The 26360-nt window shown below is 61.3% G+C and carries 24 protein-coding genes and 1 pseudogene; 14 read left to right on the top strand and 11 right to left on the bottom strand.

Annotated elements, in window-relative coordinates; translation table 11 throughout:
• Positions 1 to 235: 235 nt before the first annotated feature.
• Complete coding sequence (locus tag NKI70_RS25190; protein WP_352725091.1) at positions 236 to 1981, bottom strand: adenylate/guanylate cyclase domain-containing protein; 1746 nt, start codon at positions 1979 to 1981, stop codon at positions 236 to 238.
• Positions 1982 to 3912: 1931 nt separating this feature from the next.
• On the opposite strand from NKI70_RS25190, the gene NKI70_RS25175 reads away from it, so the two are divergent.
• The gene (locus NKI70_RS25175; protein WP_352692850.1) at positions 3913 to 4029 is read left to right on the top strand and encodes an SH3 domain-containing protein; all 117 of its coding nucleotides are present in this window, start codon (positions 3913 to 3915) and stop codon (positions 4027 to 4029) included.
• 131 nt (positions 4030 to 4160) lie between these two features.
• Here NKI70_RS25175 and NKI70_RS25170 read toward each other — a convergent pair whose 3' ends face one another.
• From NKI70_RS25170 to NKI70_RS25150, 5 genes are all read right to left on the bottom strand, one after another.
• A complete protein-coding gene (locus NKI70_RS25170; RefSeq protein WP_352692779.1) occupies positions 4161 to 4820 on the bottom strand; it encodes a cysteine hydrolase family protein in 660 nt (219 codons plus the stop codon).
• 657 nt (positions 4821 to 5477) lie between these two features.
• Positions 5478 to 7754, bottom strand: coding sequence for a hybrid sensor histidine kinase/response regulator (locus NKI70_RS25165; protein ID WP_352692777.1), 2277 nt, complete (start codon positions 7752 to 7754; stop codon positions 5478 to 5480).
• An 827-nt stretch (positions 7755 to 8581) separates the two neighbouring features.
• Positions 8582 to 8791: a hypothetical protein gene (locus NKI70_RS25160; RefSeq protein ID WP_352692776.1), complete on the bottom strand. Its 210-nt coding sequence runs from the start codon at positions 8789 to 8791 to the stop codon at positions 8582 to 8584.
• Between the two features lie 25 nt (positions 8792 to 8816).
• Positions 8817 to 9089: a hypothetical protein gene (locus NKI70_RS25155; protein ID WP_352692775.1), complete on the bottom strand. Its 273-nt coding sequence runs from the start codon at positions 9087 to 9089 to the stop codon at positions 8817 to 8819.
• A gap of 265 nt (positions 9090 to 9354) precedes the next feature.
• Entirely contained in the window at positions 9355 to 9606 is a 252-nt protein-coding gene (locus tag NKI70_RS25150; protein ID WP_352692774.1) for a DUF982 domain-containing protein, read from the bottom strand.
• Positions 9607 to 10591: 985 nt separating this feature from the next.
• On the opposite strand from NKI70_RS25150, the gene NKI70_RS25145 reads away from it, so the two are divergent.
• Positions 10592 to 11308 (top strand): pentapeptide repeat-containing protein, encoded by a 717-nt coding sequence (locus tag NKI70_RS25145; protein WP_502894625.1) that lies wholly within the window; start codon positions 10592 to 10594, stop codon positions 11306 to 11308.
• A 339-nt stretch (positions 11309 to 11647) separates the two neighbouring features.
• Here NKI70_RS25145 and NKI70_RS25140 read toward each other — a convergent pair whose 3' ends face one another.
• A complete protein-coding gene (locus NKI70_RS25140) occupies positions 11648 to 11884 on the bottom strand; it encodes a helix-turn-helix domain-containing protein (RefSeq protein WP_352725137.1) in 237 nt (78 codons plus the stop codon).
• A 277-nt stretch (positions 11885 to 12161) separates the two neighbouring features.
• Between NKI70_RS25140 and NKI70_RS25135 the strand changes: the two genes are divergently transcribed.
• The 3 genes and pseudogenes from NKI70_RS25135 to NKI70_RS34040 all read left to right on the top strand — a co-directional run.
• The gene (locus NKI70_RS25135) at positions 12162 to 12746 is read left to right on the top strand and encodes a hypothetical protein (RefSeq protein WP_352725088.1); all 585 of its coding nucleotides are present in this window, start codon (positions 12162 to 12164) and stop codon (positions 12744 to 12746) included.
• A gap of 22 nt (positions 12747 to 12768) precedes the next feature.
• On the top strand, positions 12769 to 12972 hold the full coding sequence (locus NKI70_RS25130; protein ID WP_352453311.1) for a hypothetical protein: 204 nt from the start codon (positions 12769 to 12771) through the stop codon (positions 12970 to 12972).
• A 40-nt stretch (positions 12973 to 13012) separates the two neighbouring features.
• Positions 13013 to 13171, top strand: a pseudogene (locus tag NKI70_RS34040) (Y4oE-related protein); the annotation flags it as partial.
• A gap of 197 nt (positions 13172 to 13368) precedes the next feature.
• Here the strand turns inward: NKI70_RS34040 and NKI70_RS25125 are convergent.
• On the bottom strand, positions 13369 to 13620 hold the full coding sequence (locus tag NKI70_RS25125; protein ID WP_352474558.1) for a toxin-antitoxin system HicB family antitoxin: 252 nt from the start codon (positions 13618 to 13620) through the stop codon (positions 13369 to 13371).
• Positions 13617 to 14045 carry a putative toxin-antitoxin system toxin component, PIN family gene (locus tag NKI70_RS25120; RefSeq protein WP_352725086.1) on the bottom strand — a complete coding sequence of 143 codons (429 nt, stop codon included), beginning with the start codon at positions 14043 to 14045 and terminating at the stop codon, positions 13617 to 13619. Before NKI70_RS25120 ends, NKI70_RS25125 begins: the two co-directional genes overlap by 4 nt.
• Before the next feature lie 444 nt (positions 14046 to 14489).
• On the opposite strand from NKI70_RS25120, the gene NKI70_RS25115 reads away from it, so the two are divergent.
• Positions 14490 to 15014 carry a recombinase family protein gene (locus tag NKI70_RS25115; protein ID WP_352692769.1) on the top strand — a complete coding sequence of 175 codons (525 nt, stop codon included), beginning with the start codon at positions 14490 to 14492 and terminating at the stop codon, positions 15012 to 15014.
• Entirely contained in the window at positions 14971 to 16164 is a 1194-nt protein-coding gene (locus NKI70_RS25110) for a recombinase family protein (RefSeq protein ID WP_352725085.1), read from the top strand. Before NKI70_RS25115 ends, NKI70_RS25110 begins: the two co-directional genes overlap by 44 nt.
• Before the next feature lie 57 nt (positions 16165 to 16221).
• Here the strand turns inward: NKI70_RS25110 and NKI70_RS25105 are convergent, their stop codons facing one another.
• Positions 16222 to 17124 (bottom strand): LysR substrate-binding domain-containing protein, encoded by a 903-nt coding sequence (locus NKI70_RS25105; RefSeq protein ID WP_352692767.1) that lies wholly within the window; start codon positions 17122 to 17124, stop codon positions 16222 to 16224.
• 100 nt (positions 17125 to 17224) lie between these two features.
• Between NKI70_RS25105 and NKI70_RS25100 the strand changes: the two genes are divergently transcribed.
• From NKI70_RS25100 to NKI70_RS25070, 7 genes are all read left to right on the top strand, one after another.
• Positions 17225 to 18439, top strand: a complete 1215-nt coding sequence (locus NKI70_RS25100) for a trans-sulfuration enzyme family protein (RefSeq protein WP_352725083.1) — start codon at positions 17225 to 17227, stop codon at positions 18437 to 18439.
• Positions 18440 to 18463: 24 nt separating this feature from the next.
• Positions 18464 to 20062 (top strand): ABC transporter substrate-binding protein, encoded by a 1599-nt coding sequence (locus NKI70_RS25095; RefSeq protein ID WP_352725081.1) that lies wholly within the window; start codon positions 18464 to 18466, stop codon positions 20060 to 20062.
• Positions 20063 to 20082: 20 nt separating this feature from the next.
• A complete protein-coding gene (locus tag NKI70_RS25090) occupies positions 20083 to 21006 on the top strand; it encodes an ABC transporter permease (protein WP_352725135.1) in 924 nt (307 codons plus the stop codon).
• Positions 21007 to 21008: 2 nt separating this feature from the next.
• Entirely contained in the window at positions 21009 to 21902 is an 894-nt protein-coding gene (locus NKI70_RS25085; RefSeq protein WP_023680719.1) for an ABC transporter permease, read from the top strand.
• A complete protein-coding gene (locus NKI70_RS25080; protein WP_352725079.1) occupies positions 21899 to 22897 on the top strand; it encodes an ABC transporter ATP-binding protein in 999 nt (332 codons plus the stop codon). Before NKI70_RS25085 ends, NKI70_RS25080 begins: the two co-directional genes overlap by 4 nt.
• Positions 22897 to 23883: an ABC transporter ATP-binding protein gene (locus NKI70_RS25075; protein ID WP_352453304.1), complete on the top strand. Its 987-nt coding sequence runs from the start codon at positions 22897 to 22899 to the stop codon at positions 23881 to 23883. The genes NKI70_RS25080 and NKI70_RS25075 overlap by 1 nt, the downstream gene beginning before the upstream one ends.
• A 303-nt stretch (positions 23884 to 24186) precedes the next feature.
• Positions 24187 to 24519: a hypothetical protein gene (locus NKI70_RS25070; protein WP_352725077.1), complete on the top strand. Its 333-nt coding sequence runs from the start codon at positions 24187 to 24189 to the stop codon at positions 24517 to 24519.
• Between the two features lie 475 nt (positions 24520 to 24994).
• Here NKI70_RS25070 and NKI70_RS25060 read toward each other — a convergent pair whose 3' ends face one another.
• Positions 24995 to 26314 carry a hypothetical protein gene (locus NKI70_RS25060; protein ID WP_352725133.1) on the bottom strand — a complete coding sequence of 440 codons (1320 nt, stop codon included), beginning with the start codon at positions 26312 to 26314 and terminating at the stop codon, positions 24995 to 24997.
• Positions 26315 to 26360: the final 46 nt, after the last annotated feature.

Here is a 26360-nt window from a genome sequence, read left to right as displayed (position 1 = left end):
CTAGCGCCGGTGGCGGGAAAAGTCATGCTCTCCTAAAGGGAGAGACGAGCGCCTTTGTCGGAATGTCGCAGTGGGCTGGAAACCGGAAGTTCGACGCGAACCCAACGGAGAGCTTGCCGGCTGTTCACGGCTGCTCTACGCGCTCAGTCCTCAGACAAGCCGGCCAGAGAACTGTCCTTCCAGAAGCGAAGGGGTCAAGGGAACGTCGCCTCGCCGGGCATTGCAACCGCGACGATCACTCCGGCACGCCGGAGATGCCCAGCGCCTCGACGTAACGCTCGGCGAACACCTCGTCCAGCCACGGGTTGATCTGTCTCTGCAGGGTGAGCGTGTAGGTCGGGAACGCCTTCATAAGCCGCCGCGCCGCCGCCTGCGCTTCGTCCAGCCGGTTGAGTTTGATCAGCGCCATGATCACCACCCGGTGCGAGGAGCCGTAGTTAGGCATCTCGTGCAGCGCACGTTCTCCCCATGCCAGCGCTTCCTCGTAGCGCTCGAGCATCAGGTAGCTCATCCCGATGTCGGAGAGCGCGATGCCCTTTTCGGGGTCGACCGGGCTCAGCCGCATTGCCCTGTGAAAGTGCTCGATGGCGACGAGCGGGCGGCTGGAATGTGCGTTCACCCAGCCGCTGCCCGTATGGCCCTGCGCCGAATTGGGGTTGAGCATCAGGGATCGCTCGATCGCGCCCAGCGCCACCTCGTAGTCCTTCGCGCTGTAGGCGAGCACCTGCGCGGCGAAGCGTAGGCTCGTGGGGTCGTCGCGCGCTTCCGCCAGTACCTCGCGCGCCATGCGCGCGGCGACTCGGGTATCGTCCGGCTCGTGCCAGCACTGGCTCACGGATAGGCTGCGGATATAGGCGCCGAGTGCCTTCGCCAGGATGAAGCCAGGGTCGATGCTGAGCGCCTCGTTGGTGAGCCGGCGCACGTCGGCAAAGCCTTCGCGCGTCATGCTGTAGAAGCGCGGCAGCGCGCGAAGGTAGAGGTCGTAGGCGCTGATGTACTCGGTCGGCTTCATGCGCGCCTGTTTGATCTCTTGCAGCCGGATGCTCGGTTCGACTGCGCCGACGACGCTCTCGGTCACTTTGTCCTGCAGGTCGAAGATGTCGCTCACGTCGCCCTCGAAGCGGTTGGTCCAGACATGGTGCCCGCTGATCGCGTCCACCAACTGCCCACTGATGCGCACCCGCGATCCTGCTCTGCGGATGCTGCCTTCTAGCACGTAGCGGACGCCCAGCTCGCGCCCGACCTGGCGCAGGTCAACCGCCCGGCCCTTGTAGGTGAACGACGAGTTGCGGGCGATCACGAAGAAGGAGTTCACCCGGCTCAATCCCGTGATGATGTCCTCCACCAGCCCGTCGGCGAAGTATTCCTGGTCGGGATCGCCGCTCATGTTTGTGAAAGGCAGAACCGCGATCGAGGGTTTCTCGGGCAAGGGAGGCGGTGCAGCCACCGAGGCGCTGGCGTCGCTCTCGACGCGGTAGGCGCGCACAGGCCGCTCGATGTTCTTGAGGCGCAGGTTGCCGAGCGGCGTGAAGCCGCAGTCGAGCTTGCCCTGAAGGTGGTCGTACGCGGTGCCCGAGACGACCACGGTGCCGGGATCGGCGATGCTTTCGAGGCGGGCGGCGATGTTGACCCCGTCGCCGTAGAGGTCGCCGTCCTCCTCGCAGACCACGTCGCCGAGATTGACGCCGATGCGCAAGCGAATCCGCTCTTCCTCGGGCATCTCCGCCTCGTGTTCTGCCAGGGCCTGCTGGATCGCCATCGCCGAGGCCACCGCGTTGACGACGCTCGCGAACTCACACAACATGCCGTCGCCGGTGAGCTTGACGATCCGACCCCGGTGCTCAGAGACCAGCGGTTCGAGGAGGTCCTTGCGGTACGTCTTCAGCCGCTCGAGCGTGCCGCGCTCGTCCCGCTCCGTCAGGCGCGAATAGCCGACCACGTCGCAAGCCAGGATCGCTGCGAGGTGGCGCTGCGTGGCCATTGCACCACTCAGCCAAGCGCCTGCACGCGGGCCGCCCCGCGTCCATGTCCTGCCAACTTCCTGACTCCCCGTGTGCATGGTATCCATCTCTCCCAGTCGCCGCCCGTCGACGATTCAGAACGCAGAACGCAGCTCGACCTTGCCTTCACGAGATTTCGCTATCCCGCTTGCGAGGCGTGGAGCGTTCCAGTCGCCGCGCTAACAGCCAAGCGACGACACGCCCACGCAGCCTGTAGAGACGCTGACACGCCACTCCCAGAAGGCCGGAGATATTTCCTGCCCTGCGTAACCGATTGATGCCACCGTGGCGGTGCTTTTGTCACCGCGATGTAACAGCGAGATGCCCTACGAACTCGCGCATCGGGCATCACACCAGACGTTCGCGCTTAGAGGTGCTGAGGTTGGCAAGTGGCGCTATCGACTCCTTGCTGAAGGCGCCGCCCGAGTACCGAATCCTGCTGGAGGCGAAGGAATGACCCAAAGCGGACACCACTTTCGCGGCGCGCTTCAGACAGGTACAATATCGCATGCTCGACATCGAAGCGGAAGCAGCAGCATTGGCAGGACTTTTCGGCACGGGCCAATCGGCGCCCGTTGTTGACTGCTACTCATCCATCCCTCGACATGCCCACCGCATACCAGATTGACTGTTCAATCTCGCGATCGACAGCAAGTTGCGGGGTTGCGACCTGGTCACGATCACCGTCGGAGACGTTGGATTGGACCCTCGACCTCTACAAAAGCACACGGAGCTTCTGGTCGGACTACGACGGCATTCCGAAGCGATCGCTTCGGCGAGAAGTCGTCGTTCTCAATCGGGCGACGGGGGATACATCGGCGAAGACGGCATAAGGGAGGATGGGCCAGACCGAGCCGACGGACGTAGCCAAGGCCTTGGAGCGCATAGCGCCTGGCCGGGAGGCCGCCGCCAGCCAGATTTACGCGGCGCGTCGTTGAGCGAGGTGAAGACCCGAACGGGCTCGACGAGGGTCCACGGCGGTCACAATATTGTGGTGGTGATCGCAGTAGACGCGATCCGGCGAAGTTGGCCCAGCACAAAAACGATAACCGCCGGGTACTGACGGGTCTTCGCTCACCGGGAAGCGGCACTGATAGAGGCCTAGCTGAATGAGGGGGACATCTCTCGAAGTTAATCTGATATTTTCAGGCATGATGGTTTCCTAGTTCATGGCAATTGCCGGCTGACGGCCGCAGTGCGACCCGTCGGGGCGAGCTTGTCTCGTTTTGGAGGGCTATGGATCACCATATGGTGTTGGTAGCACCGTCAATGAAGCCCGACGTCCTGCTTCTGAAGCCAATAGTTTGCGACTTAAGGCCACACGCGCGAACGCATTGGCAATCTACCATCGTGTCCCCGAGGCACCCGCCCGCCGGGGTTTGTCGGCGGGGGGTGGCACTGGCTTGTGGGCCCCCTATGAGACGCGCTCTGCCGACACCCCTCGTTCACAGTCCGGACCACCTCATGCCGGGCCGCTCTAGCCGCCAAAACCCAATCACTCTGAACGACCGAGTTCGACCCTTTGCCGTCATCCAGTTGGGAACGTCGCATGACGCGATCTGACCCGTTGCTGTCATTGGCGTCCGGGATGATGAACGGCTCGATTGAGCGCTTTGCAGCCTTTGCTCCGCCTCAACTGTTTGGTAGCACTGCCCACACGGATATGGCCTTGATGAGAAGGGTTGAGCGCTCAGGCGATGCAATATGAGGTCACAGAAGACTGGACGGCGACGTATCATGCGCCGGTAGTTCTTAGTGCCGGTGAAACGATTGAACTGAGCGGTCGCCAGATATTTGGGATGGCCACATTTGGCTTTGGGCAAAAAGCCCGGCTGGCAAGGAAGGGTGGATACCGGACAGCCTGGTGAAAACGATCAACGGCAAGCACGTCGCAGGAGAAGACTACTCGGCCATGGAACTCACATGTAAGCGGGGACAGATCGTGACGGCGTCGAGGAGGGTTCTATGCCGCGCGGAAGGCCGGACCGGCTGGGTTCCGAAGAACCATCTTGCGGTCCGCACGGCATAGGTTCGGGATCGGCTGGCCGACGTCCGCTCTGTCCGCAATGCGGCTGTTCCCCGTGCCAGCCCTGGGCTTCCGTTCCCCACACGACCGAACCGCCCGAAGGATTCGGCTCTGCTGCACAGCCACGAAGCGTTCTACGTCGCGGTTGGGTGGGGAGCCGTCACTCGCTCCGAGACGGCCGATGAAGCCAGCTTGATCTTGTCGATCATCTGATCGACAGTGAGCACTTGGGCGAAGGCCAGGCCTAGTACTGCGCAGGTCGTCCGCACCAGAACGTCCCGGGGGACGCCATCGATACCGGCGGTGGAGGTACCGTCGCTAAGAAAGAAGACCCGGAAGTCGCGCACGGCGGCTTCGCGGGCGGTGGTTTCGGCGCAGACATTGGTGGCGATGCCGGTGATGATCACGCTGTCGATGCCCCGCGAGCGCAAGGTGACCTCAAGGTCGGTGCCGTGGAAGGCGCCGTAGCGAGGCTTCTTCAGCACGATGTCGCTCGGCTCGATCTTCAGGTCCTTGTGGAACGCGGCGGGGAACGAGCCTTCGGCGAGCATCCCCTCGTGGGTAGGCGGGATAAGTTCGCCCATCACTCCCGCGTTCGAACCGTCGGGCCGGATGACGTGGGCGGTGTGGATGACCAGCACGCCTGCCTGGCGACAGACGGCCGCGAGCTTGTTGACCCGGGCCACCACCTCCGGGCCATCGGGAGCCGCAGCCGGCGTCCCCTCGACGAACACGTTCTGCAAGTCAATGTTGACCAGCGCCAGCTTCAGCGGATTGACCGGAAAGTCCGCCATGATCACCCTCCTATGATGCGTTTGCTGTGTTGCCAGCAACTGGTTCGCTGCATCGCTGGAACGAACGTAGGGCTAGCTCGTCATCGTCTCACCCCCAGAAGGCCCCGACAAGCCTTATCGCACACTGCTCCTGACAGTACTTTGTTAGCAGCCAGGGCATTCCTGACATAGCCGTAGAATTCACCCTGCTCGCCGCACTATGTGACGACCGCTTTGGGGGTCGGATCACGACACTCGCAACGTTGACTGCCAAGGTCGGGAATTGGCGCCACTTGCTCGTTCCCATCGATGAGACGAATGGCAACGTTCCGACCCTTCTCTGCCCTTCGTTCGGAGAACTTCTAAGGCAAGCACTGACCCGAGTCGGCCCTTTGACGCTCACCTCGGCCTTCAGAGCAGCTGAATCGCCCGCCGCCCGGGTAGCGCCAGGAGCTGCCATTCCCGGCGCTTCTCCAAACCTGACCTTCGCGCTACGGCTTGAGTCGACCCGATTGAGACGGAGGACGCTCCATCGCGATATAATCCGAGCCCATGCGCCAACGCAGTGTCGAAGAAAAAGGTTTTATGCGGTATTGCGCGAGCAAGCTGGACTGCGATGCGTGTTCGCTGACGCTGCGGTGTTGTCCGAAGGCGCCAGCGCGCAAAGAGGGTCGTTGGCTAGCGCGGAACGTCTGCCAACGAGCTTAGTGCCCGGCGGATAGAATCGCGCGAAAACGGCTTCTCGACAACTGGTCGACCGGCCCGTTCAACGAAGCGCGCCGCAGCGCCGCCGAGCGTGTCGCCGGTAACGAAAACGAATCGCTCCGCTATGCCCGGGGTTGCCTGACAGGCCCAGTCGAACAAGGCGGGGCCGTCGATGTTCGGCATCCGCAGATCGCAAAAGATCACATCGAAAACAGCACTCATCAGCGCTGCCTTGGCGCCGGCGCCGTCCTCGACAATCCTGACGGCAAAACCTTCAGCCTCTAGTAGTTCTGCCATCGTTTCTCCAACCTCCCGCTCGTCATCGACCACAAGGGCGGTGCAACCGATGCCCGCGACCGAGTGCGCCGCAACACCTTCGACTGAATCTGACGAAGTGCAGGCCTCCACCGGCAACAGCAACCGGAGATGCGCGCCGTCCGCACGGTCAAGCAGGGCCAGCCGTCCATTGTGCGACTGCACCACGCTGAGCGAGAAAGCGAGCCCGATCCCGGTGCCGGCACCCTGAGCCTTGGTGGTAAAAAACGGATCGAAAATGCGATTCCGGATCTCGGCGGGCACACCGGGGCCATTGTCGGCGATCACGATCTGGAGGTCATTGCCTTCAAGCGACGTTTCGATCTCGATCCGCCGCGGTGCGGGTATCTCCTGCAGGGCGTGTTGCGCGTTGACAATCAGGTTGTAGAACACCTGATGCATCTGGTCAGGGTCGACTTCCAGAGGCGGCAGGCCCTCGGCGAGCCGGCATTGCACCTCGATGCCCGCCGTGCGCAAACCGTAGCCGGCGATATCGAGAACTGCGCGGATCAGATCGTTGATGTTGGTACTGCGGCGCTCCGGCTGGCGTTGTCGCGCCATTGCCAGGAAGGTCTTCACGATGCGTGCGCAGCGCTCGGCGGCGAGTCTGATCTTGCCGGCCCGCTGTGCGTGGGCGGTTCCGCCTAGAAATTCTTCCAGCAACTGGGCCTGCGCGACGACGACCGCCAAGGGGTTGTTGAGTTCGTGCGAAACGCCGGCAAGCAGCGAACCAAGTGCGTTGAGCCGCTCGCTCTGAGCCAATGCCTCACGCGACCGCGCCAGTTCGGCTTCAGCCGCCTTGGTTGCGGTGAGATCAAGAATGCTGCCGACGATCACCGGTCGCTCGTCCATCTCGATGTGGCGCCAACTCAGCGACACGGGAAACGCGGAGCCGTCCAGTCGCCGAAGTTGAGCCTCCACGCCGTCGGCGCGCGGCTGCTGACGTGACAGGGTTTTGAGGCGCCGATAGTCTTCCCGTGTGGCGAACCAGCGGTGCTGCCGGAAGCTGTCCTCGTCATCCGGGCCTATACCCATGATCTCGCGGAAGGCGGGATTGGCGTTAATCAGCTGCCTCGTTCGCGAGTCTATGAAAACGACCGGAACCGGATGATAGTGAGTGAGGTCTCGGAAGCGCCGCTCGCTTTGCTGCAGGCGCTCGGCTGCGCGCTTCTGCTCGGTTATGTCGATATCGAAGCCGCCGATGCGCGCCTGCTGCTGATCGGCTCCCAGAACGGGAAAGCGGACGACAAGGCTCCAGGCATAGTCGGCCGCGTTGCTTAGGAATTCCTCAATTGCAATCGCCTGTCCTGATTCCAGGACGCGGCGATCGTTTTCCGCGATCATCGCGGCTTCCTGGGGCCCGAAAATGTCGGCCGCGCTTAATCCGATTGCGCTCTCGGCCGGCCGGCCGAAGACCTTTCCCATTTCCGGATTGGCGACCAGATAGCGACCGTCGGTATCCTTCAGGTACATGCCTACGGGAGCATGCTTCATAAACGCCGCCAATCGGGCTTCGCTGGCACGCAGAGCGGCGTCGGCAGCCTGGCGCTGCGACAGGTCGCGCAAGCTCGCCGTGAAGAAGCGACGTTTGCCGCTCCGGGCTTCGGTGATCGTGAGTTCCACCGGAAACTCGGTGCCGTTCGCTCGCATGGCAGTCTGCTCTGTGCGACGCCCAAGCAACAGCGGGACGCCACCCGCAAGATAGGCCGCAAGCCCATCTGCGTGCGCCTTGCGCAGATGCGGCGGGACGATGAGCTCCGAGATCTGTCTGCCGACCGCTTCAGCGCGCGAATAGCCGAAGGTCTCCTCGGCCGCCGGGTTGAATTCCACAACCAATCCGGCTTCGTCCGTGACGATCACGCAGTCGAGCGATGAGCGAACCACCGAAGCGAGGATCGCCTCTTGGAATGCGTTTCCGGCGTCGTCTTCTTGCAAGGGCGGGCACTCCGTGACGACCGGTCGGAACGCTGGCCGTCGGGCTGGCAAGGATGACGATTATCGTGAGTTCCGGCAAGATGCCTGAATCCGACCGCAGTACGGTGCGGGGGTGGGGAAACGCTTGCACCAGCAGGACAAGGAGCGCCAGTTGCCGACGTTTGGTTACACGCCGGAATGCAGACCTTCGGGAACGACGATGTAAGCGCCAGGACTTCAGGAGCCTTCCGAAAGTTGATAGACTTGCGCAACGCGCCCGCCCGGATACGCCCACCGATCTCCTTGCGTGAAGGTGATCCTCACGTCAGGGTATCGGACGCCGCAGCCGATGCGGGAGGCTGGTGCGATGGAGGACCACTGCTGGCGAAACCTTACGATCACACGCTGCTTGTCAATTGATCAACCGCCTGCTCAGCACGCGGGAGCGTCTTCGAGATAGGGGAGCCGCTTGAGAGCAGTGACTAACGAGCCGGAGGAGTGTGCCCGGCACGAGTAGGGGGTCGGGCGGAGCATCGTGCCGGGCCTGAGCAATCCCCAGCAAGCGCCGGCTCCATGCGCCTATCTCAAAAGGTGACCGTCACAACGACAATATCCGTATAGGTGCCGGACGGCGGCGTCGACCGTCCGCACCGCTATTTGAGACTGTAGTGCACCCTGCCAGAGATATGCTCGATACGATGGCCAATGCGTTGCTTGCGAATGATCGCTGAATGCCAACCTGATTCTGTTTCATACCCGTCACCTCAACTGACAATAGTGCAGGCTAGATGGGGATACGGCGCGAAACAAGGGAGCGCCTCTTCTTTGGTTCGGCCGATCGCTTCTAGTCAGCAGCCGCGGGCCAGCCGCATCGCCTGCAAAGCCAAATCGTACGTGATAGGCTGATCGCGCAGCCATGGTCCGAACTCGCCATGAGGCACTGACGCCTTGACCGCGAGCATCCTCTTGCCGAATGCGATCAGTTCCTCGCGGCTGCGCTGGCGCTTGGTGAAGCCCTGCCGGCCCTTTTCAGCCTCGCTGGCGTCCGCCTTGGCCATCCGGGACCGAATAGTCTCCTTTGCGTTAGCGAGCTCTCCCGGAGGCGCCGGTAAGGATCCCAGCTAGCGCATGCCCCTGATGAACGCGGCCGCGCAGCTCATTGACGATCGCCATGTATGCGCCGAGCGGGATCGCGTCGAAAATCTCGAGCACGGCGGCCATGCCCTGCTCCACCAGGTCCGGACCGGCCAGCAGCAAGTCAGAGACGACCGTCAGGCTGCTTTCTTCGGTGAGCGCGTGGTTCGCCGCGGCCCTCAGCCAGAACACACAGGACCAACCGTGCATGCTCAGCGCCATGATTGTCGATCAGCCGGCGGATGGAGCCGACGGCGCGCGTCTGGCCTTCTTTCGGATAGCGGCCCTTGGGGACGATCTCTACGTGGAATTCGCCACAGAGCGCGTCAACTCGCGGGTCGACGTAGAGTGCAGCTCCGCGGCTCCAGCCTTCTCGCGCAAGCATTCGGCGTCTCCGCATGATCGACGCACGATGTTTGCACAAATGTAATGGCCGCTGCAAGAGTGATGCACGATGGACAGTGGTGGGGCACGCGTTGACGAGATGTCAAGCAGTCAGGATTTTCGCTTCCTTGGCGGCGTTGAGAAATGCCACGCGCGCTATCTCCGGTGCGCTGCCGCCGCCGAGCACCTTCATGCACGCCATGCGAGCCTGGATGCGGCGCCCGGTTTCTCCAATGGGCCAGTGGTAAAGCAGCATTTCGGCGGCTTCGCGGGTGCTCGAAACACTGACTTTGCCGGAGGACAGCAAAACGGTCACGGGCTCTTCGAACGTGCCGACGTCTCGTTCGCAGGTCATATGCTGGTCTCCTTTCGCAATCTCCCCAAGACCTTACGGGTGAACCATCCGTTCCGTTGCGTCACGTTTGGCCCGGTGGGCGAACATTCTGTGAGGATGGGACCTCGTCCAGAGCGCGGGCTTGATCGCTCAGACTAGACTCGCCAACCCGTTGCGGTCCTCAAATAGCGAGAACCGTCCTTATCGTTACGAGCCCGCTATGCCTTGGTCAGTTGCCGGCGCTGATATCGGAAACGAAGCGCGGAAGGGCACTCTGCCGCCCAGAGTAACCGGCCTGCACGGTGAAGACGAGAAGGACGCTCTTCCAAGCGCGGAGTTCGAATCCTCCCTCACCGCCATAAGTCATTGTTTACATCAATAAAAATACAAGAATAGGTTGGGCGCCCGCCATAAAGCCCGCCTACCGAAAACGGGGTATTCGCGGCACGTCAGCTTACGACACAAATATACGGGGTTGATGGTTCGACCTGGTAGATGGCAGAGATCAACTTCGGCCTCGCTAAGCGAAGTCGTGGGGTTCATGCGACAGCGGAATCAGGATACGCGACGAGCACCCCGTGCGGGGTCAACCTCGCCGTCGGGAAGTACCGATCGGTGCGGAACCAAGCGGATTCACGCTTGTCGGCAGCGGACGCCGGCGGTGGCGATCAGCACCCGAGCAGGCTCCTCATTAGCGACACAAACGTCCAGAGCGGAGGCCAATCTTGGCACGCGACCGCGCCATCCTAACGACCGCTCTCCTCGGCTTAGTCAAGCATACCTGCGGAATGAAGCGCCTGGCCTGTGACAAATGAATCTCTGCTGGACCGCCGATGATATGGGGAGGCGCTCGCAAATCGCGCCCTACGCGCGGGTTGATCGGTTGATCAACATCAAAGCTTGAATATGAGAAATGCGCTAACTGTGACGGCGGTGGTCACCGTGGCTCGAGTGTCAGCAGATGTGGTAAGGTTGAGTGTCGGCGAGTAGCAGAGGTCGAGCAACAATGACTTTGAGGCGAACCAGAGCTTACGGCGCATCCGGCTTGGTTCTAGCGGTTTGCACGGTGTTTGCTTGGCAGAACGCCACTGCTGCTCACAATTGCCAGGCAGCCGCGACGCCTGGCGTCAATTGGCACGAGTGTGACAAGAAGCTTCTCATGCTAGAAGGACAGGACCTGAGCGGGGCGAACCTGTTCGGTGTTGATTTCACTTCGACCGACCTCAGGAACAGCAATCTCCTTGAGGCAAATCTTGAGAAGGCAACGCTTGTGCGTGCTTCCCTGGCCGACTCGACCGCCAAAGGCGCCCGGTTCGACAGAATCGAGGCCTACAGGACCGACTTCAGCCGTATGGACGCGCAGGGCGCTGTGTTTGCGAGCGCGGAAATACAGCGCTCAAATTTCCAGGGCGCCAATCTGACCAATGTTGATTTCACAAAGGCAGAATTGGGGCGTGCGCAGTTCCATGACGCCGATATCAGCGGCAGCCGCTTCTCGTTTGCCAATCTCGCACGGGCGGACTTCCGAGGAGCGACGTTCACCGCGCCGATAGACTTTGACCGCGCCTTTTTCTTTCTGACCCGTATCGAGGGCGTCGATCTTTCCAATTCGGCGGGTCTGTCCCAGTGGCAGCTCAACATGGCTTGCGGAGACGCCCGGACCGAGTTGCCTTCTGGCTTGACGAGGCCTGAAGATTGGCCCTGTCAATTCCAGCAGGAATAGTTGTCGGCAAGCGAACTGTGCAATGCTGCACCCGACAGGATGAAACTGAGAACCCCTATGTCATCGTTTGCGCTATATAACTTTTGCGACAGCCGGGAGCGGATGAATGGAATCGGGCCGTATTTCTCCCACTACCCACGCGGTCCGAGGGGGCAGAAATGGGGCCGAGCAGACCGTCCGCTGCTAGGGTACCCAGCACGCGAGCGGACATGTGAGAGTTCGGTGCGAAGGTCCGGGATCAGGCCCATTGCGGACGTACGTCTTGGTTCGCCTGTTGGCGCTGAAGCGCCCATTTGGGCCGCTAGCCGCACATGTGCGGCGGCTCAAAAAAGCCGATTGTCATTCGCCAGCGGAACGCTGTGACAAGCGAACACCAGCGCCGCCACCGTTCTCTGGAATGAATTCGATCCCGGCCGCTTCGAAGACTGCACGAATTTCGGCGAGGGTTGAATTCTTTAGCTGTTCGCCTCTTTCCAACCGCGCGATGGTATCGGGAGATACGTTTGCCTTTAGGGCTAACTCTCGAGTTCCCCAGCCCAACGCGACACGTGCCATTTTGCACTGAACTGCATCCATTTCGTAACCGTGATACGATTCTTGTTGTAGCCGCTTTTTCAATATCGTACCGCTGATACGATTTTTTCGCTTGAAAGCGGCTGCTGTTGGTGTGCAACCACCCTCAGCAGCCTGACCACAACCCAAGCTGATAGGAGCTCGGATCGTGGCTGATTCCGACAATAGCATGACTCTGGCTTTCGTCACCCGCAGGCGAGTGCTTGCGGGAGGGATGATCACGTCCACCGCTTTGGTGCTTGAGAAAAGTGCGCTTGTCGGCAACACAGCGGCAACGAGTATGCTCCCCGACCCTGCGCTGGCGCTTTGGCGGGAATGGGAGACCGCCCACAAGCTGACCGAGCGGCTTTGCCGCAAGCAGCAGCGCCTGGAGGCGAGGCTTGTCTCGAGCGTCGGCTTTCCTTGTGCGACCGTCTGCGTGCCCGAGGGTGAGGACGTGGCGGTCCACTCGATCGAGGCGCTCAATGAAGTGCTCGGCGAGGGGCCGGATATGGCAGCTCTCCGCGAGAAGGCCGAAGCTGATTTTGCGGCACATCAGGCTCGCTGGGATGCAGCTGCCGAGGAGGCTGGTTACACCGCCGCGCTCAAGGCCGAGTGCGAGGCTGGCGACCGGGCACAGGATCTGCTGGAAGCGTTCTCAACGACCCCCGCTACGACTCTCGCCGGTGTGGCAGGCAAGCTCGATGCCGTGTTGCGCGAGGGCGAAGCCTGGGAGGAATGCTCCGTGTTCCCTTGGCCGCAAATCCGCTCGGCGCTCAGCGATCTGGTGCTCATCGCCGAGCAGACGATGCCGGAACAGTTCATTCGCGGCGAGCAGCGTCGCAAGCTTGGCAAGCGGCGGGCTGGCTGCTGTTTCCGCGCCTGAAAGACGAAGAAGGAGGCGAGCTATGAAGCCCATCCAACCCAACTTCCGGCTTCAGCCGAGAACCCCTCAACTTGCGCGAAGCGTCTGCCTCACGTCACCCTTCAACCGCCAGGAATTGCCAGCACAGAGCACTCTTGCGGCATCTCACCATCCGGCGGTGAGCGATCCCGATCTGCTGGATGCCTTCAACCGCGATGCCGCCGTGCACAAATGGACCGTGGCCTGAAGCTGCAGAGGCAGCGACAGCCCTGTGAGGAAAGACAGCCGCAACCGCAATCGCCTGGGGCGCCGTGTCGGCGCGTTGCGACGGGCGGACACAGGAGTATCGATTCTGGTTTCGGGTATTCGCCCATCTTCAAGCGGGTTCGCCCAATGCCGTGGCGGAAGCAGCGTCCGGCAAGGCTCGTCCAGACTCTTCCCGATAGATGGGGAGATTATGTCCGGCAAGAGAACTGCCCGCTTGTCGAGAGAACGCCGGACCGAAGCCAGCCCGTCAAGGCCAGAGCCGCATCGCTGTGGCGCGTGCTGCGCCAGCCTTGACTGGCAGTCTTCGGCCCGGCGGCCGCTTCGGACGCAGGCAAGGCTGCGATACGAACGATACCGCTCCACCCCTCAGGCTGGGTTACTCCGGCAGTTCGTCGCCCTTGATTGGCGCCTTCCCTTTGCCGGCCCGCTTCAGGATGTGCAGCGCCTTGGGGATGTCGGCACGGGCAGCGCGTTCCTGAAAGTAGCTTTCCGTGCGCAGCGCCGAAAGCTTCTCGGCGACTGCCACGTTAATGAACTGGTTGAGCGGCACGCCCTCGCTCTCCGCCACCTTGCGCGCCTCATCGAGAAGCGAGAGCTGAAGCCGCAGCGCGAAATTGCTTCTCCTCATGTCTTTCCCTCCAATCGTCTCAGCGCCTCGCCCGGCGACAGGACCAAGATACCGAAGCGCTCGGCCACTTTGCCGAAGTCGCGTAGGTTGAACGTCACTATAGCGTCCGCCCGTCCGTTTACCGCAGCTTCCAGCACCATGTCGTCGTCCGGGTCGCGCACGGCGGGTCGCCAGAGGAAGAGAAGGCGAACCGGCTCGGCGACGGCCGCCACGGCATCTAGCAACGCGTTCACATCCTCGGCCGACAGGCCGGAGGCCCCAAGGTGCTCGGGCCTTGTCATCACCGCCTGGTACTCGATCATCAACGTCACCGAAGCGATGAGCGTCAGCCGGCGTTCCAAAGCTGCGACCAACAGTTGGCGCGAGGCGCCAGCGTCACTTCGGATCCCAGCCACCATGGTCGCCGTATCGAGAAGCAGTCTCATGCAGACATATTGGATATCGCGTGCGATATTGCAAGGGGGCCGAGCTTTTGGCAATTTAGTCTGCCTTCGGTATTCCAAATCGCAGCGCTTAAGTATTTGCACGCCACACTACGACGGCGCGACAACTGAACTTGTCTTGCTGATCCATCACGCCGCTCAATGCCCTCGATCTACACAGAAGAGCGGGCATGCCATGGTGGACGAGGCCAAACCTGGGAACGACAGTGCAAGCCACGACTACAGGGCTGACATGTCGGCACGAGACATGGCTGAACGAGCCGTCCTGTCGATCGCCCGCTTGTTGGGTCGGCGGGTTGCTCGGGAGCATTCGAGGAATTGCAGGCGGCCAACGGCAACAAAGTTCATCCTCTTGAGAAAACACCGTCAGAAGGGGAGGATGGGGACGGCGGCGGACAATAGCAACGAGAGGAAGAGGAGCGGTTCATGACCCGTGTCGCGCTGTACGCTCGTTACTCATCCGATAACCAGCGCGAAGCCTCTATCGAGGATCAGCTGCGGCTTTGCCGAGAGCGCGCGGCCAGGGAGAGGTGGACTGTCGTTGGGACCTATGCCGACGCCGCCGTATCCGGTGCAAGCATCATCCGTCGACCAGACATCCAGCGGCTTCTAGCCGATGCTCAAAGCGGGCAATTCGAGATCGTTCTAGCCGAGGCACTCGATCGCCTGTCACGCGACCAGGAAGACGTAGCCGGCCTCTTCAAGCGACTGCGCTTTGCCGGTGTCAGGATCGTCACTCTCTCTGAGGGTGCCGTAGACGAACTGCACGTGGGCCTCAAAGGAACTATGAACGCGTTGTTCCTGCGCGATCTTGCCGCCAAGATCAGGCGGGGCCAAAGCGGCCGCATATTGAACGGCTACAACGCCGGCGGCCTCTCCTACGGCTATCGCGTGGTCAAAAAGCTCGATGAAACGCGGCGAACCGATCCGCGGTCGGCGCGAGATCGATGAGGATCAAGCCAAGGTCGTGCGTCGGATTTTTCGGGAGTTCGCGGCTGGTCAATCGGCACGTACGATAGCTGGAAGCCTCAACAAGGAAGGTATCCCATCACCCTTTGGGGGTGCGTGGGGCGCCTCGACCATCAATGGCAATCTCAAGCGGAGAAGCGGCTTTCTCTACAACGAAGCCTATATCGGGCTGCTCGTCTTCAATCGTCTTCAAATGCGCAAGGATCCCGAGACTGGGAAGCGCATCTCGCGGCCGAATCTGCCGGAAACTTGGCAGGTCGTCGAAGTACCGCATCTGCGTATCATCGACGATGAGCTGTGGGATGCGGTGCAAGTCCGCAAGAAGCTTTATGGAGGCATGAAACTCCATCACCGCCGACGGCCGAAGCACATGTTCTCGGGGCTTGTGCGGTGCGGCTGCTGTGGCGCTTCGTATACGGTGAAGAACAGAGACCAGCTTGCTTGTGCCGCGCACCGTGAGAAAGGCACTTGTGCCAATAACAGGACGATCCGTGTTGGCGAGCGTGAGAAGCGTGTGCTGGAAGGCATCCAGCGGCGCTTGCTGGCGCCAGATGCCATTGCGGGCTTCCTTGCTGAATATCATGCTGAGCATAAGCGACTGAACGCCATGAACCGCGAGCGGCAAAGGGAAGTCGAAAGGCGGCATGCCGGCATCGACAGGCAGATCGCTAACATCGTCGATGCCATCGCTGACGGTGTCGCGACGACCAGCATGAAATCGAAGCTACTGGACCTCGAGCGCGAAAAGGAGAATCTAGCCCGAGAGCTTCAGGCGATGGCGGCCGCGGAAAGCATTGTGGAGTTTCATCCGGCTGCGGTAACGATTTACCGTCGGCAAGTATCCGAGCTCCAGGACGCGTTGCAATCCGACGAGTGTGAGCGGCACGAGGCGGCGAGGATCATCCGCTCACTGGTCACAGGGATCGAGATCATTCCGATGGAGGGTAGGGGACAGGTTGAGCTGAAAGTTCGCGGTGCACTGGCGGAGCTTCTCAACCTGCCAAATCGTAAACCAGGAACAGCGCCTAGCGCTGCAGTGATGGCAGCGGGAGAGCGCTACCGCCTTCCCCACACTCATCGAACTCCCAGTTCCAATTTCGCTGCTGCGGCTGAGCGAGGCGCGCTATCCTAATTGCGGCCTGGCGGGTGACGGCATGGGGCCCAGAAGCCGACGTTCACGAAAGTGAAGTCAAGTTTGGACAGCCCCATCAATTTCCAATGCGATACGCATCAGCTGCTCGATAAACTCGCTAACTACTCTCGATGGACGTCGGTTGGGTGGCAACAACAGAAGGGTTCGGAAGGAGATTCCCGGGAGAAATGGACGGAGGCTGAGGTTTCCGTTGAGATAGGGAAGGGCAGTCAAAGGATTGACCATTCCGCATCCAAGCCCCGCATTGACCATCGAGCAGATGGTGGTGGAATAGGGGGTTTCTAGAACCACTTTGGGCTTGATGCCGTGATCAGCGAAGATGGCCTCTGCTTCCCGTCTCGTAGTGTCCTCCGGAGCCAACGCGATGAAGGCCTGCCCATGGAGATCGGCGGGACGGATCACTTCCCTCCCCTCTAGCGGATGGCCCTTGGGCATGGCGATCGCGACCCGGTAGTTCCGGAATGGGTGGGCTTCGACGCCCGCAAGATCGATCTCGTCCGCCGCCAGGCCGACGTCGAACTGGCCGGAGGCGACGAGTTCTTTGACTTCCGAGGATAGCCTTGCCTGAAAGGTGATCGCAACGTCAGGGTGACGGTGTTGAAATGCCTTTAATGCCTTTGGCATTACATTCGTACTTAATGCGGAGAGACTTGCGATCCGGATTTCCCCCGAACCGAAGTCGCGAATCCGCGCCGCGGCCCCTTTCAAATGGATGAGGCCGGAGAATGAGGTCTCCACTTCCCTGAAAAACAGGTTGCCTTCTGCCGTCGGCGACATCCGTCCTTTGATGCGGTGGAAGAGCGCGAAACCGATGTCGCGCTCCAGTTCTTGGACGGCCTTGCTCACCGCAGGTTGTGAGATGCGTAGTATCTCCGCGGCGCGTGAGGCGGTTCCAATCGTCATCACGGCGTGGAAGACCTCGATCTGGCGAAGATTCATGGCGCACCTATAACCTGAGAGAATAGCACATCCCGATCTTGATATTGGACGGAATAGGTTTTGTCATGCTGTAACTGTCTCGAACACATGAGGAGCAAGCATGAACGATCTCACCCAATGCGTTGTGACCCCCAAAGTCAAAACAGACGGCTTCGAGGCTCTGGGTGCAGCCGTCCATCGGGCTTCGACGATCGTATTCGCGGATGCCGCAGCCTACGCCACTCGCGGCCAGCGAGGGCCTGACGGCTATTCCTACGGCCTCTACGGCACCCCGACGACGCGTACACTGGAGCAAAAGATCACTCAGCTCGAGCAGGGTCACCGGACGCTTCTCGCGCCATCGGGCCAGGCCGCAAACGCAATCGCAATGCTCGCCGTCCTCAATGCCGGAGACAAGGTACTGGTGGCGGACACGGCCTATCCCCCGGTCCGTGATTTTGTGAACACCGATCTGGCAAAGTTTGGCGTCCGAGCGGAGTACTACGATCCCACTTCGCCCGAGGGGCTCGAACGTCGGATCGACGGGAACACGAAACTGGTGTGGTGCGAGTCCCCCGGTTCGACGACCATGGAAGTCCAGGATCTGCCGCGGATTGCCGAGATCGCGCATCGGCACGGCGCGCTCGTCGGATTCGACAACACCTGGGCGACCCCTCTTAACTTCAAGCCCCTCGTACATGGGGCCGACATCGTGACCGAAGCGCTCACCAAATATATCTCGGGCCATTCCGACGTGCTGATGGGGTCGATCACGGTGGCTTCCGAGCAGCTTTTCAACGCGCTCAAGGCGACTATGGGGCGCGCCGGGATCGGTGTTTCCCCCGACGACGCCTCTTTGGTGTTGCGGGGCATGGAGACTCTTGGCGTGCGAATGAAACACGCGCACGACGGCGCGACGGCGATGATCAACTGGTTCCGCGGCCACCCAGCCGTCGAGCGTGTGCTCTACCCCGCCCTGCCGTCTTGTCCCGGGCACGAATTCTGGAAGCGCGACTTCCTCGGCGCGAGCGGAGTGTTCAGCGTGGAATTGGTTCCCGAAGCACTGCCGCACGTGCCGGAGGCGCTCAATACGCTAGAGACGATCGCCATCGGCGCCTCGTGGGGTGGGACACGCAGCCTCGTTGCCCCCATGCCCGTGAAGAGCAACCGCTCCGCGACGACCTGGAGTGGGCAGGACCTCCTTCTGCGGTTCAGCGTGGGGTTGGAATCGCACGACGATCTCATGGCCGATCTCGAGAAAATGTTGGCCCAAATCCAAGCACGGATCGACGACGAGCGGTTCGGCAAAGAAAACATCCGGCAATCAATGCTGTGAGTGAACACAAAAAGGGGAATGACAATGAACAACAACAACGAATTCATGCGAATAGATAGGCGCTCCTTGCTGGCGGACGTCTCAAAACTGCTGGGAGTTTCGGCGCTATCCTCCATCCTGCCGTCAATCGTTGCGGCATCAGAGGTTAAGGACACGCTTCGCATCGCGATCGCCAAGCCCGCCGGGGATATCAATCCTCACAAATACACCAGCCTGTGGGGCGTTCAGGACCTCGTTTTCGAGCCGCTGGTTAAATACGGCCATGACGGTAAGATCGAGCCAGGGCTGGCGACCGAATGGTCGGTCGAAGACGGGGGCAGGCTGCTTAAGCTCACGTTGCGCAAGGGCGTGACTTTCCACGACGGCACTCCGTTCGACGCCGCGGCGGTGGAATGGAACCTGAAGAGGTGGATCGGACTCGAAGCGAACAACTGGATGAATTCGTCCCGGCTTTACGCCGGAACGGACATCGTCGACGACGATCACGTCAACGTCCGGTTCAAGGAACCGGTCCTCGGCCTGCTCCAGGAGTTCGCTTACGTCCGGCCAGTCAGGCTCCTCAGCCCCAAGTCGGTCTCTGGGGACGGTAGCTATAAGGCACCCGTCGGCACGGGACCGTGGCATCAAGCGACTGCCGGGAATGAGGGCAGTGCCTTCGAGCGCTTCGACGCCTACTGGGGTGACAAACCCTCTTTCAAATATCTTGAGGTAAAAGTCCTTCCGGACTCGCGCGGCCGCATGGCAGCGTTGCGCGCGGGCGACGTGGATCTGATCGGCGGAGCGTTTGTGTCGCCTTTGACCGCAACGGAAGCAGAGACGCTGAAGGGAGCGGGCATCGACGTCGTCATCCATCCCGGCACCACCACAATGATTATGGCCTTCAACACTTCCCGCGTCGAAGCGCTGAGGGACCCGAAAGTCCGCAAGGCGATCAACCTCGGCATCGACCGGGCTGCGATCTCGCAAGTGCTTTACCGCGGTCTGGCGACCTCCACTGGCAACCTGTTCTCCGAAACCGTTCCGTATTCGGGGAAGCGCTTCGATGTGCCTAGGCGGGATACCGAGACCGCAAAGTCGCTGCTCGAGGAGGCAGGCTGGGTCGGGGGGCCTGTCAGGCAGAAGGACGGCAAGGACCTTGCCATTGAACTGGTCGTTAGCGAGGAGCAAGTACCGGGGTCCCGATCCGTCGCGGAAGTGATCCAGTCCGAGCTCCAGGAGATTGGCGTCACGCTCACGATCCGCTCGGTGGATCATGCGTCGCGGCACAGCGACATTCCGGAGCGCAAGTTCGATCTCGCTTTCTTCCAGACGTTCGGCGCGCCATACGAACCTTTCGGGACTGTGGTGGGCCTGTTCCTATCCACCTATGACAACGGCGTGGACGGCAAGCTCTTCATCGACCCCGAGCACCTCGATCCGTTGGTGCTCGCCGCGATGTCCGCGCCCGAAGGCGAGATGGAAGCAGCTCTACAGAAGGTCTATGACTGGCTGCACGACAACGACGCCATCGCGCCGCTGCTCTTCGTTCCGGGCATATGGGCGCATGCCGCTCGGGTGAAGGGCTTCCAGAGCCCCGCGACCGAGTACGACATGCCCTACGAGAATATCACACTGGCGGAGTAGGATACGGCCGTGTTCGCCTAATCGCTAAAAGGGCCCGCAACGCAGTCTTGTTGCTGTTTCTGGCGTCCGTTCTATGCTTCGCGCTCGTGGTATCCGCTCCGGGCAACGTGGCGATACTCATCGCCGAGCTGCGGACGCCGACGGCCACCAAAGCCGATATCGCCAAGGTCGAGGAGGAATTGGGGCTCAACAAGCCGCTTCTCGAACGCTACGGCTTCTGGCTGAACGGAGCGATCCACGGCGACTTCGGCATTTCCTACAAGACGGGCGAGGCGGTCGGCGCGTCCCTCAAGAGCCGCCTTGCCGCGACCGCCACCCTCGTTGCGGGCGGAGCGGTCGTGGCTTTCTTGCTGAGCCTGTTCGTCGGCTTCGTAGGCGCGCTCTGGGCACATAGGGCGCCAGACGTGGTCACCCGAGGGAGCGCTCTTCTGGGCGCTTCGACTCCGTCCTTCTTCGTCGGAGCACTGCTGGTCTACGCCTTTTCGGTCACGTGGCACGTCTTTCCGACCTTCGGGTTTGCCGGACCCGTCAGTTGGGTGCTTCCATGGCTCACTCTGGGATTTCTTCCCGCAGCAGTTCTGAGCCGCGTCGTCCGAGTTGGCTTCGAGGCGGCGATGGCCAAACCCTATGTCCTAACGGCCATGAGCAAAGGACTGTCAAGGACGAGTATTCTGGTTCGCGACGCGATCCCGAACATCGCGCCGACGTACTTGAACGCCTTGGGAACGCAGATCGGGACGATGGTCGTGGGCGCGGTCGTTGTCGAACCTCTGTTCGCTTGGCAGGGCATCGGCGACCTCTTCCTGACCGGGGTGAGATTCCGCGACTTCATGGTCGTGCAGGCCTGCCTTCTGGTCTTCATCACGTTCTTCATCATCCTGAACGTCGTGGTCGACATCTGCATTACGCTGACCGATCCGCGCCTTAGACTTCAAAGGAGCTGAACATGCAGCCAGTCAGACCACTCCTGAAGGCCATTGGCGCCTTCCCGCGCTCGGCGGTATTTACTATCGGCGCGTTCGTTCTGTTGGGACTGCTCGCACCCTACATCGCGCCACATGATCCCAATGCGCAAGACCTGCTGATCGCTGGCCAGGGCCCGACGCTCGCCCATCCCTTCGGAGTCGACCATCTCGGGCGCGATACATTGAGCAGGTTGATTGTGGCGGCTCGGACGTCGCTGGTCGGAGTCTGTCTCGTCCTTGTGTGCGCGCACGCCATCGGCATCGCCATCGGCACGATTGCCGGATACCGGCGGGGCTGGACGGACGAACTGCTGATGCGCATCGTTGACGTCGGCCAGGCAATCCCCAGCCTCATCGTCTCACTTGCGGTGATCGGCATTGCCGGAGTCAGCTACTGGAACATGATCCTCGCGCTCGCGCTCGCCTGGTGGCCGGGTAGCGCCCGCATTAGCCGGGCCGTGGCTGTCAACACCATGAACAAGCCCCACATGGAGGCCCTAAGAGTATTGGGCGCAAGTCCCGTTCGCATTTACTTTGTCCATCTTCTTCCCACGACGATCGGGGCGGTGCTCGTATATGCCACGGCCGACGCCGGAGCAGTCGCGCTCGCAATCGCAACGTTGAGCTTCCTCGGGCTGGGCATCCAGCCGCCGACGCCTGAATGGGGACAGATGTTGGTCGACGCGCTTCCATATCTCGAGTCCGATCCGCGCCAGGTCATCCTGCCGGGACTGACCCTGACTTTAGCTGTGATCGGATTCAACATCCTCGGTGAAGCGGTCGCCCTCAACAGAGTTCCGAAGCCGCTGACCTCCCGGATGCTCGCGGCCCGCCGCCGGGTAACCGCATTCTGGGCCAAGGAGGCACGGCCATGAGTTCTGAACCGATACTCCGCGTCAAAGATCTGACCATAGACCTGCTGACGGCGCATACCGTGGTCCGCCCAGTCGACGGAGTAGCCTATGAACTGAGCCGCCGAGAGACCCTCGCGATTGTGGGAGAAAGCGGTAGCGGCAAAACGGTCACCTGCTTTGCGCCTCTCGGCCTGATGCCCGTGGGCGTCCAGGCGGATATATCGGGCACCATTTTGTTCGACAGCCGCCAGCTCGTCGGATCGGACAATGAAACGCTTCGCAGCCTGCGCGGAAAATCCATTGGCTTCATTTTCCAGGACCCGATGAGCGCGCTCAATCCCGCCCGCCGGGTCGGACGGCAGATAGCCGAAGTAGCCGAGCTTCACCTCGGCATGACCGCAAGAGCTGCGGAAACCCGGGCGCTTGAACTTATCAAGATGGTCGGGATGTCCGACCCCGAAATACGCCTCAAGCAGTATCCCCATGAGCTTTCGGGCGGTCTCCAACAGCGTGTCATGATCGCAATCGCCATTGCCGCCGAGCCGACACTTCTCGTAGCCGACGAGCCGACCACCGCGCTCGACGTGACGGTCCAGGCGCAAATCCTCCGACTGCTGAAGGAAATCCAGTCCAGAATGGACATGGCCATGATCTTGATCACGCATGACATGGGTGTCGTGGCGGGCGCGGCCGACCGCGTAATGGTGATGTACGCGGGGCGCCACGTCGAAACCGGACCGACCGAGCGTGTACTCTCTCAGCCGCAGCATCCCTATACGATGGGCCTCATCGAGGCAATTCCGAGGAAACAGGACGCAATCGGATCGCGTTTCCGTGGATTGCCGGGCGTTCCGCCCATCCTTGGCGCGCCGATCACAGGGTGCGCTTTCATGCCCCGCTGCGGATGCGCTGTGGATGCCTGCGGCGAGCGGCGACCGCCGTTCTTGCCGACGGCAGTTCCGGGTGTGTCAGCCGCCTGTCCCGTTCTGAATATTCGGGCGAAGGAGTGCGCATAATGAGCGCGGTACTCGAAGTCGAGCATCTGGTCACCAGCTTTCCAAGCGCCAAACGTGGCCAAACGATCAAAGCGGTAAACGACGTCTCAATCCACCTCAATCAAGGCGAGATCGTCGGCTTGGTGGGGGAGTCTGGCTGCGGCAAGTCCACGCTCGGCCGTTCGATCGTCGGCTTGGAAAAACCCCAATCCGGACGTGTCGTTTTTGATGGCATCGACCTCGGCTCCTTGAGTGGACGCCGTCTGCGGGAAGCGCGTCGGGCAGTTCAGTACGTGTTCCAGGACCCCTATGCATCGCTGAATGATCGCCAAACTGTGGGCGAAGCCATAAACGAAGCCCTCATAATTGCAGGTTTGCGTTCGCAAACGGAACGCGAGGGGAGGATCGCTGAGCTCCTCAACCAAGTCGGTCTGGCGACGACGGTCCGGGACAGATTCACCCGTGAACTCTCAGGCGGCCAGAGGCAACGCATCGCGATCGCGCGCTCGCTGGCCGTAGAGCCGCGGGTTTTAATCTGCGACGAACCGGTCAGCGCGCTAGACTTGTCTATACGGGCGCAGGTCATGAACCTATTCCTCGACCTCAGAGAGAAGCTCGGCGTGTCCTGCCTCTTCATCGCGCATGACCTCGCGCTTGTCCGGCAGGCGGCGAGCCGGGTCTACGTGATGTATCTCGGCAAGGTGGTGGAAAGCGGTAGCTCGGAAGAGGTCTACCGGAATCCGAGCCATCCCTACACCCAACTCCTTCTCGCGTCTGTCCCCGAGGCTGATCCTGCCACCGAACGTCGGCGCAACCCTCCGTTGATCACGGGCGAAATCCCAAGTCCGACGAATCCGCCCTCCGGCTGTTTCTTCAGGACGCGGTGTCCCCTTTCAGTGGAAGCTTGTGCGGAGGCTGAGCCTGTGTCGCAAGAAGTAAGCTCAATGCACAAGGCGGCGTGCAGGTTCGCCGGCGACCTATTCGCGAAGCGGGTCTCGGCCGCATGATTAAACGTCAGATCTAGCTGAGCGTGCGGGACCTGATGCGTTGCGCATTCTGGTGGCGAAGCAGAGATTTGCGCTCCTTCCTTCCGGTACCGGGCCGGCAGTGAGTGGGAAAGCGCTCTGTCGGCAGCCCTGGTTACTCAGGCGGGCCGAGAGGAACCTCTTGCCGGTTATTATTCCGCTTCTTGTAGCGTTGGCTTAAGTGCCTGCCATTGCTCGTGAGACATGGTTGGCAGGTCAAACTGGTTGCGAGTGGTCGAATAAGCCGTTATCATTCTGGGCGGCATCGTCTGCCAGATCGTGCAGTTGGTTGTTTCGATCCGCGACCGCGAGATGCTTCGTGTCACCGGCGGTCCCTGGGACGGTCGCACACTGGAATGGTCCACGGCCTCGCCGCCGCCGGCTTGGAACTTTGCCGTCTTGCCGCATGTGGCCGAGCGCGACAGCTACTGGGTCGCGAAGCAACGCGCCAACGCACAGCAAGCTCAACCGGTGCCACCGCGCCCGTACGAGCCGATCGAAGTACCGAAGAACAGTCCAGTCGGGGTCGTCAACGCCTTCTTTGCCGTCGTCATTGGTTTCGCCCTGATCTGGCACATCTGGTGGATGGCCGGGCTGGGGCTGATCGGCACCTTTTGACGATCCTCATCTTCGCGTTTCGGGGTGAGGACCCCGCCAGCGCCGATGCCGGCGCCCTCGTGCTGGCCATCGCGACGCTCAGCTTTCTCGGCCTGGGCGTTGCACCGCCGACGCCGGAATGGGGCCAGATGCTTGTCGACGGCATGAGCTACATCGAGGAGTTTCCGCGCCTCGATGTCGTGCCGAACGAACTGATCGTCCAGTTCGTCGTGGGTGCCTTTCTGTCGGTGCTGATCTGGTGGCTCGACGGCGGCGCCGCCGCCGCAACAAGTCGACCAGATCTTCCGGCGTCTGGCCACCGAGGGCGTCCCGTCGGCTTATTAGATATCAGGCCGAAGAACTGTGAAGCAGTCAGTTGTGCTGCCGGCGTTGCCAATTCACCAACCACCGGCTTTGTTCGACGCATGTCCTTGAGGTCGCGATACACCGCCGTGAGGTCTGTCGACCAACGCCTCCGATACGTGGCTTGCGGCCGTCAGACGGCCGTCGGCGTGGACAGCAGCCACAGCCCGAAAACCGTATATCCGACCATAAAAACGGTCAGCGGAAATTGGCTGAGCGCCGCGCGGCTGCGCGCCGGATGCAAACGGAACGCCAGCCCATGCGCGACCAGAACGGCAAGTATATGGCCGCCGATGATCGCCGCCGCCTGAAAGTTCCAGATGATCCACGCTGCATCGGAGCCCATGATCACTCCCGCCCCGACATTCATGTGCGCCGTGCCGAATAGGTTCCATCCCCGATCAAACGGATCCGAAATAGCGACGAGCGCATTCTGGCCGTTCACCAGGAGGGCCGTCAGATAGTGGGAAAAATGATAGGCGAGCGCGATCGGGACGATCGACCAGACAAGGAGCCCGACCGCTTTTCCGAAAGAGATGCTCCCGGCCAACCGCTCACCGACAAACACTGCGGCGAAGAACACCGCGACAAGTGCGATAAACATCAGCACAAGACCGGCGCTGTTGATTCCAACTAATGCCGAGCGCCCCGGAAATTCGAGCGGATTGACACCATTCGCGCCCAGCCAAGAGAAGGTCTTCGACAGACCGTCGAAGGACACCGAGCTCAACGTCAGCAACAGAAAGAGCATACCGCTCGCCGGTAAGGCTTGCGCGCTCCACAATTTCGCTCCAGGCCAGCAGAGTGAGAGGGCGCGCCCCCCGCTTGGGTGGTCCGGCGTCGTTTCGACGATGGCGAAGTGTGACACCATGCGGAAGAACGCGGACAGAAACTCGCCGCGCCGGCTCCAGCCTTCGTAGCCGAAGATGATCATGCAGACGAAGGTCGAGAGCCAGTAGGCCATGAGAGCGAACGCAAGCCGCGCCGGATCTTCGGGCGCCGGATAGATCAGCTCGAACCAGGCGAAGCTTGCAAACAAAATCAACGCCGGCCAGTAAGCCAGTCCTTGTGGCATTGTGCGATCGCGGAATGCCGGGAAGACGCTGGAGAAAATGCGCCACGGCCCGTACCACGGGTTTGTCCACGACCAAACATTGCCGAATACGCCCTGAAGCAATGTCAGTCCGACCCAGACCAGCGTCCACACCGTTAGCGGAAGTGGATTCGACAGCGGATCTCGGCTGCCGAGAATTCCCGCCGCCACGAGTATGGCGAGAACCGCGAAGGCGAGCGTGCTGATCCAAATGCGCGCGGCGTCGCCGAATTGACCAATTGGCAGGCGGGATGCCGAAATGCGTTCGAGCAGCCTGGGCGGGAGGACAGCCAGAACCAGAAAACTCGCGGCTACGGCCACCGCCCCGCCCACGACATAATATCCGGTCGGCAGGAGCATGACATAGCCGCGCTCGGAAGCATGGGCAAAGGCTGGGGTTGTGAAA

This window comes from Mesorhizobium sp. M0500, from assembly GCF_040321165.1.
In the GTDB taxonomy this organism is placed as follows: domain Bacteria; phylum Pseudomonadota; class Alphaproteobacteria; order Rhizobiales; family Rhizobiaceae; genus Mesorhizobium.
This window is presented reverse-complemented; position numbering and strand designations above follow the sequence as displayed.